This window comes from Aureimonas jatrophae, from assembly GCF_900104035.1.
Lineage (GTDB): Bacteria > Pseudomonadota > Alphaproteobacteria > Rhizobiales > Rhizobiaceae > Aureimonas > Aureimonas jatrophae.
This window is the reverse complement of sequence record NZ_FNIT01000012.1, coordinates 20,536-35,906: the sequence shown is the minus strand read 5'-3', so window position 1 is coordinate 35,906 and position 15,371 is coordinate 20,536. Positions and strand designations below refer to the sequence as shown.

Genomic DNA, 15,371 nt, shown 5'->3' with positions numbered 1-15,371 from the left:
TGCGGCTCGGTCCGCCTCGAGACGCGCAAGCGCCCGGACTTCGTCGCCGAGTGCAACTGCACGCTCTGCCGCAAGACCGGCGCGCGCTGGAGCTACTTTCATCCCTCGGAGGTCGCGGTCGCGGGCGAGACCTCCGGCTACAGCCGGTCCGATAAGGCGGATCCGGCGGCCGAGATCCGTTTCTGCCCGCGCTGCGGCGCGACGACCCACTTCGTTCTGACGCCGAGCGCCGCGCAGCGCCACGGCAACACGATGATGGGCGTCAACATGGCGCTGGCCGAGGCGAAGGATCTGGCGGGGCTGGAACTGCGCTATCCCGATGGCCGATCCTGGACGGGGGAGGGGCCGTTCGGCTACCGGCGCGAGCCTCGCATCCTCGACGAGACGCTGTAGCGATCGGGCACCTGCCGCCGACCCAAGCGGCCCTGCTTGCCGAAACCGGGCCGCGGGCGCAGATTGCGCCCGCAACGATCTCCAGGGAGAAGACCGATGGCCAAGGGCCAGATGCGTTCGAACAAGGAAACCCGCAAGCCGAAGGCCGACAAGAAGGTCAAGGTGGATGCGGGCGCGCAGACCGTGCCCGGCAAGTTCGCCGCGCCCCAGAAGGACGCCGGCAAGAAGTAGGGATCGAGGGGCGGCCGGATCGGCCGCCCTTCTTCGTTTTAGCGGAGCGTTGCGTTTCAGCCCAGCGTGCGCTCGAGCAGCGCGCCGAGGCGAGGGATCCCGTCCCGCACCGCACGCTCGTCGGCCAGCGTGAAGGACAGGCGCATCGTGTTGGTGCCCGAGCCGTCGGCATGGAAGGCCCCGCCGGGCACGAAGGCGACGCGGGCCTCGCTCACCGAGCGCGCCAGAAGCGCGGCGGCGTCCACCCCGTCCGGCAGCGTCACCCAGACGAACATGCCGCCTTCCGGCCGGCTCCAAGTGACGCCCGCCGGCATGTGCGCCTCCAGCGCCGCCAGCAGTGCGTCGCGTCGCGCGCCGTAGGCCGTCTTCAGGCGCTCGACCTGCGTGTCGTAGCTGCGCTCGGCCACGTCCAGGATCGCCATCTGGTTGATCGAGGGGCTGTGGAGGTCGGAGGCCTGCTTGGCGAGCACCAGCTTCTCGACGAGGGGCTTGGCCGCGCAGATCCAGCCGACGCGCAGGCCCGGCGCCAGGATCTTCGAGAAGGAGCCGCAATAGATCGTGCGCGTCGCCTCGATGCCGCCCGAGCGCTGGCAGTCGAGCGCGAGGATCGGAGGCACGTCCCGGCCCTCGTAGCGCAGGGCGCGGTAGGCCGCGTCCTCGATCACCGCGCAGTCGAGGTCGCGGGCAAGATCCAGAACGCCGAGGCGCGCCGCCTCGTCCAGCGTCTTGCCGGTCGGGTTGGCGAAGTCCGGCACGAGATAGGTGAACTTGACGCGCCCGCCGTTCACGGCGGCTGCCGCGCGGTAGGCGTCGGGCGTCGTGTTGCCGCCGACCGGCGTCAGCCGGTCGTAGCGCGGCTCGTAGGCGTTGAAGGCCTGCAGCGCGCCGAGATAAGTCGGCCAGGTGACGAGCGCCGTGTCGCCGGGCGACAGGAAGAGCTTGCCGAGATAGTCCAGTCCCTGCTGCGAGCCGGAGGTGATGAAGATGTTGCTCTCGTCGCAAGCGACGCCGAGCTTGCCCATCTCGGCCGCCAGCCATTGGCGCAGCGGCCGGTAGCCCTCGCTCACCTGGTACTGCAGCGCCTGATTGGAGGTGCCCGGCGATAGGACGCGCCCGTAGGCCTCGCGGAACGCCTCATGCGGAAACAGCGCGGGGTCCGGGATGCCGCCGGCGAAGCTCACGATGTCGGGCTGGTCGAGAAGCTTCAGGAGTTCCCGGATCTCGGACGCGCGCATGCGCGACGAGCGGGTGGCGAAGAGTTCGGTCATGTCCATGGGTGGTTCCTCCGGCGGCCAGCTCTGACCCAGCGCCGAAATTATGTCAACAATACTGACCTATCCGGCCGCGCACCGACCCCTTTGCAGCCTTTACGGTGCGATGTCCTGCAGCAGGCCGGCCGCGAGCGTCAGGCGCGCGACGCTGGTTTCGCCGGTGCCGGCGAGCTGCCCGAGCCGCTCGGCGGCGCGCGCGAGCGTCGCGCCGTGCTCGGCCTGGAAGCTGTCGACCGCGTGGTCCGCGTCGCTCGCGCCCTGGAGCGCCTTGGCGACGAGCCGGCGGCGCTCGCGCAGGATCTGGCTCGCGGCCCGCTCCAGCGCCAGCGTCTCGTAGTAGTCGGTCGGCCGCAGCTGGGCGATCGCGCCCTCGAGGCGGCCGATGCGCAGCATCTGCGTCACCGCGAAGAAGGCCTGTACCGTGTCCTCGATCGACGTGCCGGTTTCACGTGAAACACGCTCGATGTCGGGCAGGAGCGCCAGAAGCGGGAGGAGGGCGAGGTCGCTGGCGAGGTCCTCGTCCAGCCCGCGCTCCTGCCACTGCGCCTCGCGCGCCTGGAACTCGGCGCGGGCCCGCTCGCTCGCGAGAGCCGGCAGAACGGGGCGCAACTCCTCGGCGCGCGCTCGCAGGCGCGGCACGACTTCACCGATCGGCTCGGCCGGCAGGCGCAGGAGGATCGCGGTCGCCGCCTGGAGGAACTCCGAGATCGCGGCATAGACCTCGTTCTGCCGGTCGCCCGGCAGCGCCGCGTCGAGCGCGTCGACGCGCGCGACGAGGTCGCCGATGCGGAAGCCGTCGAAGGCGGCCAGGAAGCGCGACGCCACGTCCTCGGCCGGTCGACCGGTCGCGTCGGCGAGCGTCGTGGCGTAGGACGGCCCGAGCCGGTTGACGAACTCGTTGGCGACCGCGGTCGCCACGATCTCGCGCCGCAGCCGGTGCGCCGCGATCGCGCCGGCATAGCTCTGGCGCATGGCGGGCGGGAAGTAGCCCGAAAGGCGCCCGGCGAGATACGGGTCGTCCGGCAGCGAGCTCGCCGCCAGGTGGTTGAAGAGGTCGATCTTCGCGTAGGCGAGGAGCACCGCGAGCTCGGGCCGCGTCAGGCCCCGGTCCTTGGCGCGCAGGTCCGCGATCTGCGCGTCGCCCGGCAGGAACTCGACCTCGCGGTCCAGCGCGCCTTGCGCCTCCAGGGCCTGCATGAAGCGTTGCTGCAGCGACAGGCGCGCGGCGCCCGCCCGCTCTTCCAGCGACAGGGCGAGCGTCTGGTCGTAATTGTTGCGCAGCACGAGCTTGGCGACGTCCGGCGTCATCTCGGCGAGCAGCCCGTCGCGCTCCCCGATCGGCAGCGAGCCGGCGCGCAGCGGGCCGCTCAGCGCGATCTTGATGTTGACCTCGACGTCCGACGTGTTGACGCCCGCCGAGTTGTCGATCGCGTCCGTGTTGAGCCGGACGCCCGCGCGCGCCGCCTCGATGCGGGCGCGCTGGGTGAGCCCGAGATTGGCGCCCTCGCCGACGACCCGGGCGCGGATCTGCCGGCCGGTGATGCGCAAGCTGTCGTTGGCGCGGTCGCCGACATCGGCGTTGGTCTCGGTGGAGGCGCGCACATAGGTGCCGATGCCGCCGAACCAGAGAAGGTCGACCGGCGCCTGGAGGATCGCGGTGATGATCTCGGCGGGCGTGCCGGTCCGCTTGTCCCAGCCGATCGCGGCGGCCGCCTCCTCCGACAGCGTGACGCGCTTCTCGGAACGGCTGACCACGGCGCCCCCGCGCGACAGGCGCGAGGCGTCGTAGTCGCGCCACGAGGAGCGCGGCAGCGCGAACAGGCGCTCGCGCTCGGCGAACGCCACGGCCGGATCGGGATCGGGGTCGAGGAAGATGTCGCGGTGGTCGAAGGCCGCGACGAGCCGCGTCTGGCGCGACAGGAGCATGCCGTTGCCGAAGACGTCGCCCGACATGTCGCCGCAGCCCACACAGGTGAAGGGCTCCGACTGGATGTCGAGCGCGCGGCCGTCGCGGCCCATCTCGCGGAAGTGGCGCTTCACAGCCTCCCAGGCGCCGCGCGCCGTGATGCCCATGGCCTTGTGGTCGTAGCCCGCCGAGCCGCCCGAGGCGAAGGCATCGCCCAGCCAGAAGCCGCGTGCGAGCGCCACCGCGTTGGCGGTGTCGGAGAAGGTCGCCGTGCCCTTGTCGGCGGCCACCACGAAGTAGGGATCCTCGGCGTCGAAGCGCACGAGCCCGTCGGGCGTGACGGTGCGGCCTTCCGCATCCACGTTGTCGGTGAGCGACAGAAGCGAAGCGATAAAGACGACATAGGCCGAGCGGCCCGCCTCGAACCAGCTCTCGCGACCGGCCGCCGGATCGGGCAGGCGCTTGGGGAAGAAGCCGCCCTTGGAGCCGACCGGCACGATCACCGCGTTCTTGACCTGCTGGGCCTTCACGAGGCCTAGGACTTCCGTGCGGTAGTCCTGCGAGCGGTCCGACCAGCGCAGGCCGCCGCGCGCCACCGGCCCGAAGCGCAGGTGAACGCCCTCGACGCGCGCGTCGAACACGAAGATCTCGCGATAGGGAACGGGCGCCGGCAGGCCCTCGATCCGATGGGGGTCGAACTTGAAGCTGAGCGCCGGCTCGACCGCCTGGGGTGTGGAGCCGGTGGCGGCCGAGACGAGGGGCACCGTGAAGTAGTTGGTGCGCAGCGTGGCCAGGATCTCGGCGAGGAAGCGCCGCAGGATGCGGTCCTCCTCGAGGCTCGCCACCGTGTCGAGCGCCTGGAGGATGCGCTGCGCGGGCCTTGCTACGCCGCGCTCGGCCGCACGGGCCAGCGCCGGGTCCTCGCTGGTTTCCGCATGGCGCACGCGCGCCGGATCGAAGCTGTCGCGAAACAGCGCGAAGAGGTCGGCCGCGATCTGCGGGTGGCGCTCCAGCACCTCGGCCGCGAAGTCGCTCGCCGCGCCCACCGTCTGGCGCATGTGGCGGGCATAGGCGCGCAGGACGTTGGCCTCGCGCCAGTCGAGCCCGGCGCCGAGCACCAGCGCGTTGAAGCGGTCGTTCTCGACCCGGCCGTCGGTGACCGCCGAGAACAGCGCCTCCAGCGCCGCGCCCTCGTCGCTCAGGTGCCCGCCGTCGGCGCGCCGGAGCGTCATGTCGTGCAGGAAGACCGCCATGCCGTCCGGCCGGCGCAGCCGGAAGGTGCGCTCGGCGACCGCCGACAGGCCCATGTTCTCCAGGATCGGCACGCGCCGAGAGAGCGGCAGGGCTTCGCCGAGATTCAGGACCTTGAGGCGCAGCGTGCCGGCCGCATCGTCCTCGCGGCGGTAGAAGTCGACATGGATCGGTCGCGCGGTGTCGAGCGCCAGCGCGCGCCAGCCGTCGGCCACCGCCTCTTCCGGCTCCACGGCCTCCTGGTAGCTCGTCGGGAAGCCCGCGCCCATGGCGAGCATCTCGGCGTGCGAGCCCGTGCCGCCGATCGCGGCCTCGAAGGCCTGGCCCCAGTCGCGGGCGATGCGGGCGACCTCGGCCTCGATCGCGGCGACGTCGGGCTGGGGCGTCGCGCCGCCGCTGCGCCCGATGATGAAGTGGATCGTGGCGAGCGAGCCTTCCGGGAAGGCGGGATAATAGGCCGAGACGTGGCCCTCGTAGCGCTCGGCGAGCAGCCGGCCGATCTCGTCGCGCAGGCGCGCGTCGTAGCTCTCGCGCGGCACGAAGACGAGCACCGAGACGAAGCGGTCGAACCGGTCGACGCGCGGCAGGACGCGCACGCGCGGCCGCTCGCCGAGTTCCACCACGATGCCGGCGTAGCGCTCCAGGAGATCGACGTCGATCTGGAACATCTCGTCGCGCGAGTAGGTCTCGAGCGCGACCGTCAGCGCCTTGTCGGCGTGCGAGCGGGGCGGAAAGCCGAAGCGCTCGCGCACGGCCTCCGCCTTGCGCCGCAGATACGGGATGGTGCCGAGCGGGCGCGTGTAGGCCGAGGAGGTGAAGAGGCCGACGATGCGCGTCTCGCCCACCAGCCGCCCCGCCTCGTCGCGGTGCTTCACGCCGACATAGTCCATGTAGACGCGGCGGTGGACGCGCGAGCGGCTGTTGGCCTTGGCGACGATGAGCGGGGCGGGCTCGAGAAGGAAGCGGCGGATGGCGTCGGGCGTCTCGCCGTCGTCGTCGCGGCGCAGGACGCGCACGGCCGGATCGCGCAGGATGCCGAGCTCGGAGCCCTCGACGCGCCGGAGCGCCTCGCCATCCTCGTGATAGGTGAAGCGGCGCAGCCCGAGGAAGATGAAGTTGTCCTCGGCGAGCCAGCGCAGGAGCTCGGCCCCTTCCGCCTTTTCGGCGCGCAGGTCCCCGTCGCCCTCGCGCGCGCCCTCCTCGAGCAGCGCCTCGGCGAGCCGGTTGGTTTCGGCGCGCATCGCCGCGAAATCGCGGTTGGCGAGCGTCACCTCGCGCAGGATGCGCTCGATCGCCTCCGCGAGCCGCGCGTCGGCGGCGGGGTCGGGCAGGGCGGTGATCACGGCCTGGATCAGCGACAGACGCTCGCTTTCGCCGCCTCCCGCTCCCTTCGGTCCGGCGGCCTCGAACCGGCGGATCCGTCCGGTCTCGTCGCGCTCCACGCGCAGAATCGGATGGCTGATGGCGTGGATGGCGGGCGCGCGATCCGCGATCTCGGCGATCGTGGAATCGAACAGGAAGCTCATGTCGTCGTGGACGATCGTGATCAGCGCCAGCTCGCCGAGCCGCTCGTCGTCGAGGCGCCGGACGTCCACGGGCGAGGTGCCGGGGCGCTGGTCGGCCAGAAGACGCGCCGCGGTCTCGCAGGCCCGCGCCAGCGTGCCGATGGCGAGCGCCTGAAGATCTTCGGCCGGGGGGCGGGCGAGAAGCAGCGGCACGAGTTCCGCGGCCTCCTGCGAGCCGGCCAGATGCTCGCGGACCCGCGTGAGGATCGCTGCCTTGAACCCGTCTTCGATCATCGCCCGTTCTCCCGCCGGTCTCGAGGTCGTCTTGCGGCGCCCGCTCCCAACTGGCACCGAGCGCTGTCATGTCCACGGGACGAGCGGGGCCGCAACCCCCTTTTTGCCGCTCGCGCACGGCCGGCGCGCCGTTGCCTTCAGGCCGCTTTTGGCGCAGGGTTCGCACCGATGACGACGTCCCATCGCCCTCCCGCCCGCCCCGACCCGGACGCCGACCGCCGGCGCGAGGCGGAGGCGATCCTGCGCCGCGTCGGGCAGGAAACCGACCCGCAGACCGGTGTGACGGCGCACGCGATGACCGGGGGCGTCTGGCGCCACTTCAGCGGTGGGGATGCCGACCCGGGCGACCGCGCCGAGGTGTGGGGCCGGCGCGTCGGACGCCTCGGTGGCCTTCTCGCCTTCGTGGTGCTCGCGGCCCTTCTCGCCATGCAACTGAGCTGATCCATGCTGTCGGCCGTTCCCCCTTCCGCGCCGCCGCACGCCGGCGACAAGCCCGCTGTGATCTCGATCTCCTCGCATGTGGCGCGCGGCACGGTGGGCAACCGCGCTGTGGTGTTCGCACTGGAGTCGCTCGGCCATCCCGTCTGGAGCGTGCCCACCGTCACCCTGCCCTGGCACCCCGGCCACGGTCCCTCGACGCGGCTCGTGCCCGACGAAGCCGGCTTTGCCGGCTTCGTTTCGGACCTGTGCGAGGCCCCCTGGCTCGGCGAGGTCGGCGCGGTGATCACGGGCTACTTCGGGGCGCCCTCGCAGGTCGCCCATGCCGCGCGCCTCGTGGACGCCGTGAAGCGGCGCAACCCGGCCGCCGTGTTCCTGTGCGATCCGGTGGTGGGCGACGGGGCGGCGGGCGGCGAGGGGGCGGCGCGCCTCTACCAGCCGGAGGCGACGCTTCACGCGATCCGCGACGAGCTGATCCGGCGCGCCGACATGGCGACGCCCAACCGGTTCGAGTTGGAACTCCTGACGGGCCTCGAATTCTCCGACAACCGTCACCTCGTGGAGGCGGCCAGCGCTCTCGGCCCCGCGCGGGTCGTGGTGACCTCGGCATTTCCGCTCCTGCGCGGTGGCATCGGCAATCTCCTCGTGGAGGGCGAAACGACGCTTCTGGCCGAGCACCGGCGCATCGAGCGCGTGCCGCACGGTCTGGGCGACCTGACGGGCGCCGTGTTTCTGGCGCGGATCCTGGCGGGCGCCTCGTCGGAAAAGGCGCTGCAGTCCACCACGGCGGCGGTGTTCGAGATCTTGGCGCGCACCACCAAGCGGGGCGCCGACGAACTGACGCTCGAGACCGACGCCGACGTTCTGCGCTCGCCGCTCGCCATGGTGCAGATGCGCCGTCTGGCGCCGGCGGGCGGGGGCTTGCGCGCCTGAGCCAGCGGGCGCTGGCCGGCGTCGACGGCTGCCGGGGCGGCTGGATCGCCGCGATCGAATGGCCGGACGGCGCGTGCGGACTCCGGCTCTTTGCCGGCTTCGCCGCGCTTCTCCAGACGGTTCCCCCGGATGCCCTCGTCCTCGTCGACATGCCGATCGGCCTGCCGGATCAGATCCGGGGGCCGGGCCGCGCCGCCGAACAGGCGGCCCGGCCGCATCTGGGCGCGCGGCGCGGCTCGGTGTTCTCGATCCCCGCGCGCGAGGCCGTGGAAGCGGGTCGGGGTCCGTTTCGCGACCGCGCGACGCGGCTCGCGGCCTATCGCGAGAGCTGCCGTCTGGCGCGTCTGCGTTCGGCGCCGCCGAGCGCCGTGTCGATCCAGGGCTTCGGCCTGTTCGGCAAGATCCTGGAGATTGACGATCTGCTCCGGGCCGATCCGACGCTGGCGGAGCGGGTTCTGGAAAGTCACCCCGAACTGGTCCTGACCGGGCTCGCGGGGGCGCCCTGCCGCTATCCGAAGACCGTGCGCGAGGGGGCCGCGGAGCGCCGGGCGATCCTTCTCGCCCACGGCCTGCCGGCCGGGCTCGCCGCGGCCCCGCGGCCGTGCGGGGCGGCCGAGGACGACCGGCTCGACGCCTGCGCCCTGCTTCTGGCCGCGCGGCGGGCGCAGGCGGGGCGGATCCGCCGCTTTCCCGACCCGCCGGAGCGCGATCGCTACGACCTGCCGATCACGATCCACGCCTGAGTTTTGTGCGGTTGCGAAACTCGCGCTAGAAGCGGTCCAAATCACGCCGGAGGTTCCGCCATGTCGCTTCTTCCCGAACAGCTCCTGACCGGGTACCGCCGCTTCATCGAGGGGCGCTACCTCCAGGAAACGCAGACCTACCGACAGCTGGCGCGCGACGGCCAGACGCCGGAAACCATGGTGATCGCCTGCTGCGACTCGAGGGCGGCGCCCGAGACCATCTTCGGCGCGGGCGCGGGCGAGCTCTTCGTGGTGCGCAACGTCGCCAACCTCGTGCCGCCCTACAATCCCGACGGCGACTTCCACGGCACCTCGGCGGCGCTGGAGTTCGGCGTGCAGGCCCTGAAGGTCCGGCATGTCGTGGTGATGGGCCACGGGCGCTGCGGCGGCATCAAGGCGGCCCTGTCGCCGGACCACGAGCCGCTGTCGCCGGGCGACTTCATCGGCAAGTGGATGTCGATGGTGGAGCCGGTGGCCAAGGGCGTGGCGGCCAACGAGCTGATGACGCCGGGCGAGCGCCAGACCGCGCTGGAGCGCATCTCGATCCGCCACTCCATCGCGAACCTGCGCTCCTTTCCTTATGTGGCCGAGCGCGAGCGGCGGGGCGAGCTGTCGCTGCACGGCGCCTGGTTCGACATCTCCACCGGCGAGCTCTGGGCGATGGACGGCGAGACCGGCGACTTCCAGCGCCCGCTCGTGGACTTCGACGAGCCGAGCCTCGCCTGAGGGCCGCGTGGCGCGGCGAGCACAATCGCGAGCCTGCTTCGGGGAAAAGCGCCGGCGGCGACTTGCCCGAACGCCATCGTTTGCATTTTAACCATGTCACGACGCCGCCCGATCCGGGGCGGACCGCCCCATGGCACGAAAAGGACCCGCCCGATGCTGAACTGGACCCGAAGCGGTGCGGCCCTCCTGACGCTGGGGCTCCTGGCCGGCTGCACCTCGGCCGGATCGAACCTGTCGGGCGGCGGCATCGCCCCGCTGACGCCCGCGCCGGCGGGCCAGGTCTATTCCAACCGCCTGCCGCCCCCGCCGCCGCCGCCGGCGGCCCCCGTCGCGCAGACGCCCGCACCCGCGACCGAAACCGCGGCCGCCACGCCCGCCGCCACCGATGCGCCGGTGCAGACGGCCTCGGCCGCCCCGGTCACTCGCGAGGGTCTGGTGGGCGCCTGGCGCGTCTCGTCGGGCGGCGGCAACTGCCAGATCTTCATGGCCTTGACGCAATGGACCGGCGGCTATCGCGCCGCCTCGCGCGGCTGCCCCGGACAGGTGGCCGACGTGTCGGCCTGGGACGTGTCGGGCAGCCAGGTCGTTCTCAAGGATTCGGGCGGCTCCACGGTCGCCACGCTCTCCAACACGGGCGGAACCCGCTACGAGGGCACGACGGCGGGCGGCCAGCAGGTCAGCCTCTACCGCTGACCCGGACGCACGCCGCCGGCGGATCCCCCGCATCGTGACGCCGCCCCTCGAAGGCTACGGCACGGTTGGTGCCGAGCGCGGACCCGTGCGCGCCGAGATCGACCGGCGCGTGGCGGCCGGGCTGCTGCAGCCGGACCCGCTCCAGCGCCAGCTGGCGGACCGGCTCGACGCGCTGGGCCGCCGGCTGCGCGAAAGCCGCTTGCCGGCGAAGTCCAGCGCGCTCGGCTGGCTGTTCGGCCGCGCCAAGCCGGTGGAGGCGCCGCGCGGCCTCTACGTCCATGGCGGCGTCGGGCGCGGCAAGTCCATGCTGATGGACCTGTTCTTCGAGCTCGCGCCCGAGCGGCTCAAGCGGCGCACCCATTTCCATGCCTTCATGGGCGAGATCCAGACCCGCATCAACGAGCAGCGGCGGCTCATCCTTGCGGGAAGCGGCGAAGGCGACGATCCGATCGCGCCGGTCGCGGCGGCGGTCGCGCGCGAAACGCGCCTCCTGTGCTTCGACGAGTTCACGGTCACCGACATCGCCGACGCGATGATCCTGTCGCGCCTGTTCGAGGCCTTGTTCCGGCACGGGATCGTCCTGGTCGCCACCTCCAACGTCGCGCCGCGGGACCTCTACCGCGACGGCCTCAACCGCGCGCTGTTCCTGCCCTTCGTGGACCTTCTGGAAGCGCGCTGCGACGTCTTCTTCCTGGACGCGCCGACCGACTACCGCCTCGAGGGCGAGGAGGAGGACGCGGTGGTGATCGCGCCGCTGGGCGCGGAGGCTGACCGGCGCATGGACGCCGCTTGGGCGCGCGCCCTGGCGGGCCAGGCGGAGGCGCCGGAGCGCATCGAGCATCGCGGTCGGGCGCTCGCGGTGCCGCGCGCGGGCAACGGGGCGGCCCGCTTTCCCGCCGCCGCGCTTCTCGACGCGCCGCTGGGCGCGGCCGACTTTCTCGCCATAGCCGAGCGCTACCGGACGGTTCTGATCGACGGCGTGCGCGTGATGGGCGAGGGCGAGCGGAACGCCGCCAAGCGCTTCATCCTGCTGGTCGACACGCTCTACGAGCGGCGCCGCCGGCTGGTGCTGTCGGCCGAGCGCCCGGCCGAGGCGCTCTATGAAGGGCAGCGCGGCACGGAGCGGTTCGAGTTCGCGCGGGCCCTGTCGCGCCTGACGGAGATGGGATCGCAGGATTACCTCGCCGAGGCGCGCAAGGTCGCGCCCGCCTGACGCTCACGCCGGGGCGAGGCTCCAGGCACCGGCCGCCACGGGCGCCGGGGATCCCATCTCGCGCAGGACGGCCCGGTTGCGGCCCGCGCCCTTGGCCCGGTACAGCGCGTTGTCGGCGTTCTGGAACAGGTCGGCCAGCGGCGTGCGCCCGTCGCCGCAGGCCGCGATGCCGATCGAGACCGTGGCGCGGATCGGCTCGCCCCCCGAACGCGGCGTTTCCAGCCCCTCGATCGCCGTGCGGATCGCCTCGGCGCGCTGAACCGCGGCGGCCGCGTTGGAGCGCGGCAGGAGAACCGCGAACTCCTCGCCGCCGTGGCGCGAGCAGCGCTCGAAGCGCCCCGCCTGGGCCTGCAGCCCGTGCGCGACCGTCTGGAGAACCAAGTCGCCCACGTCGTGGCCGAAGCGGTCGTTCACCGACTTGAAGTGATCGATGTCGATCAGGAGCAGGGCGAGCGGGGCGTCCTGGTCGAGCCCACGCGCTTCCACAAAGGCGGACTCGAAGCCACGTCGGTTCAGGAGGTTGGTCAGGGGATCGTGCAGCGCCTCGCGAACCAGGAGCCGCTCCTGCGCGATCTGCCGCATCTCGCGTTCCACGAGCTTGCCGAAGGCGATCGCGCCCGCCAGCGATGCCAGGAGAAGGGTCGAGAGCGTCGGCAGAAGGGTGTGGACGTTCCAAGTCGCGGGAACGAACAGGAGCGGCAGCGGGTGGAGCGCGATCAGGCCGCCGAGCGCAAGGAGGTAGCGAAGGCGCGTTGAGCGCTCGTGGCGTGTCAGCCAGCGCCAGGCGAGCCCGAGGAGCGCGACGAACACGATCGAGGCGCAGCCCGCGACGTAGATGCCGCCGAGATGGATGCGGTAGAGGCAGGTGGCGAGCGCGGTCGCGAGGGCCGCCGGCCATCCGCCGAAGGCGCCGGCCAGCCCTGTGATCACGCCGCGAAGGTCCACCACCACGCCGTTGTCGAACCGGGCCGGCTCCGACATCGCGATCAGGCCGCAGACCGCGAACAGCGTGCTCGTCAGCACGGCCTGCAGGAGCGGCGGGCTGCGGTGGCGCTGCAACGTGCCGAACAGGATGGCGATCACCGCTAGCTGGCCGATGCCGTTGCTGAGCATGATCGCAAAGGCCAGGACCTCGGCCATGGGCATTCCATTCTTGATCGACGGCGTCCGTTCGCGGACTATGGGGGCACGGTGTTAACGTCGCCTTGGTATCGGTGGCCGACGGTGGTCTTGCGCGAGAAAAGTTTGCGGGACGCCGCAACAGCGCCACGACCTTGTTTTCGCACCGCAATGAGATTGACGTTTACGTAAGCCCCACACGTTCTAACCGATTGATGTTGCTGGACCGGGCGTCGCTCGGTTGAATTCGACGCTGCGGAAGGCTATGCCCGGCGGCACGAGCGCCTTGGGCGGGTCTTCGACCGATCGCTCGGACGGCGGGACCGTGACGGTCGCGCCCGTCGGTCCATGTATCCGCCTCCCATTCGTCCGGAGCCCGTCGCGCTCGAAACGCAGCCACCCGAGCCGACCAACCCCGGATCCACCGTTCCGCCGTCCTTCCTCAACCGAGACCGTTTCGATGAACATCCACGAATATCAGGCCAAGCAGGTCCTCAAGGGCTTCGGCGCGCCGGTCGCCGAGGGCGTCGCGATCACCAAGGCCTCGGAGGCCGAGGCCGCCGCGAAGCAACTGCCCGGTCCGCTCTACGTGGTGAAGTCGCAGATCCACGCGGGCGGTCGCGGCAAGGGCAAGTTTAAGGAACTCGGCGCTGAGGCCAAGGGCGGCGTGCGTCTCGCCAAGACCGTCGAGGACGTGGTCAAGAACGCGAACGAGATGCTCGGCAACACGCTCGTCACCGCGCAGACGGGCGACGCGGGCAAGCAGGTGAACCGCCTCTACATCGAGGACGGCGCCGACATCGCGCGCGAGCTCTACCTTTCGCTTCTCGTCGACCGCTCGGTCGGGCGCGTCGCGTTCGTGGTCTCCACGGAAGGCGGCATGGACATCGAGGCGGTCGCCCACGACACGCCCGAGAAGATCATCACGGTCGCGATCGACCCGGCGACCGGCGTAACCGACGCCGACGTCGCCAAGATCAACGCGGCCTACGGGCTGGACGGCGCGGCCACGGCCGACGGCCAGACGCTGTTTCCCGCGCTCTACAAGGCCTTCACCGAGAAGGACATGGCGCTCCTCGAGGTGAACCCCCTGATCGTCATGACCGACGGCCACCTCCGGGTGCTGGACGCCAAGGTCTCGTTCGACGGCAACGCCCTGTTCCGCCACGACGACATGAAGGCGCTGCGCGACGAGACCGAGGAGGACGCCAAGGAGATCGAGGCCTCGAAATGGGACCTCGCCTATGTCGCGCTCGACGGCAACATCGGCTGCATGGTGAACGGCGCGGGCCTGGCCATGGCGACGATGGACATCATCAAGCTCTACGGCAAGGAGCCGGCGAACTTCTGCGACGTCGGCGGCGGCGCGTCGAAGGAGAAGGTCGCGGCGGCCTTCAAGATCATCACGGCCGACCCGAAGGTGCAGGGCATCCTGGTCAACATCTTCGGCGGCATCATGAAGTGCGACGTGATCGCGGAAGGCGTGGTCGCGGCCGTGAAGGAAGTCGGCCTGCAGGTGCCGCTGGTGGTGCGCCTCGAGGGCACGAACGTCGATCTCGGCAAGCGCATCCTCAACGAGAGCGGCCTCGCGATCACCGCCGCCGACGACCTCGACGACGCCGCCCAGAAGATCGTGGCCGCGATCGGTTGATCCTTCGTGATCGTCTGATCCGCCGACGCCTCGTCCTTCACCTCCCCTTCCAGGTTTCGATCATCCCATGTCCATTCTCGTCGACAAGAACACCAAGGTCATCGTGCAGGGCCTGACCGGCAAGACCGGCTCGTTTCATACGAACCAGGCCAACGCCTATCACGCCGGCACCATGGTGGCCGGCATCCACCCCAAGAAGGGCGGCGAAAGCTGGGCCGGCGAGAACGGCGAAACCCTGCCGATCTTCGCGACCGTCGCGGAAGCCAAGGACGCCACGGGCGCCAACGCCTCCGTGATCTACGTGCCGCCCGCCGGCGCGGCGGACGCCATCATCGAGGCGATCGACGCCGAGATCCCCTTCATCACCTGCATCACCGAAGGCATCCCGGTGCTCGACATGGTGCGCGTGAAGGGGCGCCTGGAGAAGTCCCAGTCGCGCCTGCTCGGCCCCAACTGCCCGGGCATCATGACGCCGGACGAGTGCAAGATCGGCATCATGCCGGGCTCGATCTTCCGGAAAGGAAACGTCGGCATCGTGTCGCGCTCCGGCACGCTGACCTACGAGGCGGTGTTCCAGACCACCAACGAGGGCCTCGGCCAGACCACGGCCGTCGGCATCGGCGGCGATCCGGTCAAGGGCACCGAGTTCATCGACGTGCTGGAGATGTTCCTGGCCGACGACGAGACGCAGTCGATCATCATGATCGGCGAGATCGGCGGCGCGGCCGAGGAAGACGCCGCCCAGTTCCTGATCGACGAGGCCAAGCGCGGCCGCCGGAAGCCGATGGCCGGCTTCATCGCGGGCCGGACCGCCCCCAAGGGCCGCACCATGGGCCATGCGGGCGCCGTGGTCTCGGGCGGCAAGGGCGACGCGGAGTCCAAGATCGCGGCCATGGAGGCGGCGGGCATCCGCGTGTCGCCGTCCCCGGCGCGCCTCGGCAAGACGCTGGTCGAGGTCCTCAAGGGCTGACGAGACCGGGGCGGCGCTCGAAAACGAGCGCCGC

General features: G+C 71.3%; 12 protein-coding genes and 1 pseudogene. 10 read left to right on the top strand and 3 right to left on the bottom strand.

Going from position 1 to position 15,371, the window contains the following annotated elements; translation table 11 throughout:
* Window positions 1-9: 9 nt before the first annotated feature.
* Together BLQ76_RS22700 and BLQ76_RS22695 are read left to right on the top strand one after the other, a co-directional pair.
* Window positions 10-393 (top strand): annotated as a pseudogene (locus tag BLQ76_RS22700) (GFA family protein); the annotation flags it as partial.
* 96 nt (window positions 394-489) lie between these two features.
* A complete protein-coding gene (locus BLQ76_RS22695) occupies window positions 490-624 on the top strand; it encodes a hypothetical protein (RefSeq protein ID WP_280137339.1) in 135 nt (44 codons plus the stop codon).
* A gap of 56 nt (window positions 625-680) precedes the next feature.
* Here BLQ76_RS22695 and BLQ76_RS18770 read toward each other — a convergent pair whose 3' ends face one another.
* The gene (locus tag BLQ76_RS18770; protein ID WP_090676516.1) at window positions 681-1,898 is read right to left on the bottom strand and encodes an aminotransferase-like domain-containing protein; all 1,218 of its coding nucleotides are present in this window, start codon (window positions 1,896-1,898) and stop codon (window positions 681-683) included.
* Window positions 1,899-1,991: 93 nt separating this feature from the next.
* Window positions 1,992-6,851, bottom strand: a complete 4,860-nt coding sequence (locus BLQ76_RS18765) for an NAD-glutamate dehydrogenase (RefSeq protein WP_090676514.1) — start codon at window positions 6,849-6,851, stop codon at window positions 1,992-1,994.
* 168 nt (window positions 6,852-7,019) lie between these two features.
* Here BLQ76_RS18765 and BLQ76_RS18760 point away from each other — a divergent pair, with 168 nt between their 5' ends.
* The 6 genes from BLQ76_RS18760 to zapE all read left to right on the top strand — a co-directional run bounded on the left by BLQ76_RS18760 (window position 7,020) and on the right by zapE (window position 11,597).
* Window positions 7,020-7,292 (top strand): hypothetical protein, encoded by a 273-nt coding sequence (locus tag BLQ76_RS18760; RefSeq protein WP_170842665.1) that lies wholly within the window; start codon window positions 7,020-7,022, stop codon window positions 7,290-7,292.
* Between the two features lie 3 nt (window positions 7,293-7,295).
* Entirely contained in the window at window positions 7,296-8,222 is a 927-nt protein-coding gene (gene pdxY / locus BLQ76_RS18755) for a pyridoxal kinase PdxY (RefSeq protein WP_090676513.1), read from the top strand.
* Window positions 8,219-8,965: a DUF429 domain-containing protein gene (locus tag BLQ76_RS18750; RefSeq protein ID WP_090676618.1), complete on the top strand. Its 747-nt coding sequence runs from the start codon at window positions 8,219-8,221 to the stop codon at window positions 8,963-8,965. The genes pdxY and BLQ76_RS18750 overlap by 4 nt, the downstream gene beginning before the upstream one ends.
* A gap of 60 nt (window positions 8,966-9,025) precedes the next feature.
* Window positions 9,026-9,691: a carbonic anhydrase gene (locus BLQ76_RS18745; RefSeq protein WP_090676511.1), complete on the top strand. Its 666-nt coding sequence runs from the start codon at window positions 9,026-9,028 to the stop codon at window positions 9,689-9,691.
* A 153-nt stretch (window positions 9,692-9,844) separates the two neighbouring features.
* Window positions 9,845-10,384: a protease inhibitor Inh/omp19 family protein gene (locus BLQ76_RS18740; RefSeq protein ID WP_090676509.1), complete on the top strand. Its 540-nt coding sequence runs from the start codon at window positions 9,845-9,847 to the stop codon at window positions 10,382-10,384.
* A 34-nt stretch (window positions 10,385-10,418) separates the two neighbouring features.
* A complete protein-coding gene (gene zapE, locus BLQ76_RS18735) occupies window positions 10,419-11,597 on the top strand; it encodes a cell division protein ZapE (protein ID WP_244519723.1) in 1,179 nt (392 codons plus the stop codon).
* A 3-nt stretch (window positions 11,598-11,600) separates the two neighbouring features.
* On the opposite strand, the gene BLQ76_RS18730 is transcribed toward zapE, so the two are convergent.
* Window positions 11,601-12,737, bottom strand: coding sequence for a GGDEF domain-containing protein (locus tag BLQ76_RS18730; protein WP_170842664.1), 1,137 nt, complete (start codon window positions 12,735-12,737; stop codon window positions 11,601-11,603).
* A gap of 439 nt (window positions 12,738-13,176) precedes the next feature.
* Here BLQ76_RS18730 and sucC point away from each other — a divergent pair, with 439 nt between their 5' ends.
* Together sucC and sucD are read left to right on the top strand one after the other, a co-directional pair.
* On the top strand, window positions 13,177-14,367 hold the full coding sequence (gene sucC / locus BLQ76_RS18725; RefSeq protein ID WP_090676506.1) for an ADP-forming succinate--CoA ligase subunit beta: 1,191 nt from the start codon (window positions 13,177-13,179) through the stop codon (window positions 14,365-14,367).
* Window positions 14,368-14,434: 67 nt separating this feature from the next.
* Entirely contained in the window at window positions 14,435-15,337 is a 903-nt protein-coding gene (gene sucD / locus BLQ76_RS18720) for a succinate--CoA ligase subunit alpha (RefSeq protein ID WP_090676504.1), read from the top strand.
* The last annotated feature ends 34 nt before the right edge of the window (window positions 15,338-15,371 follow it).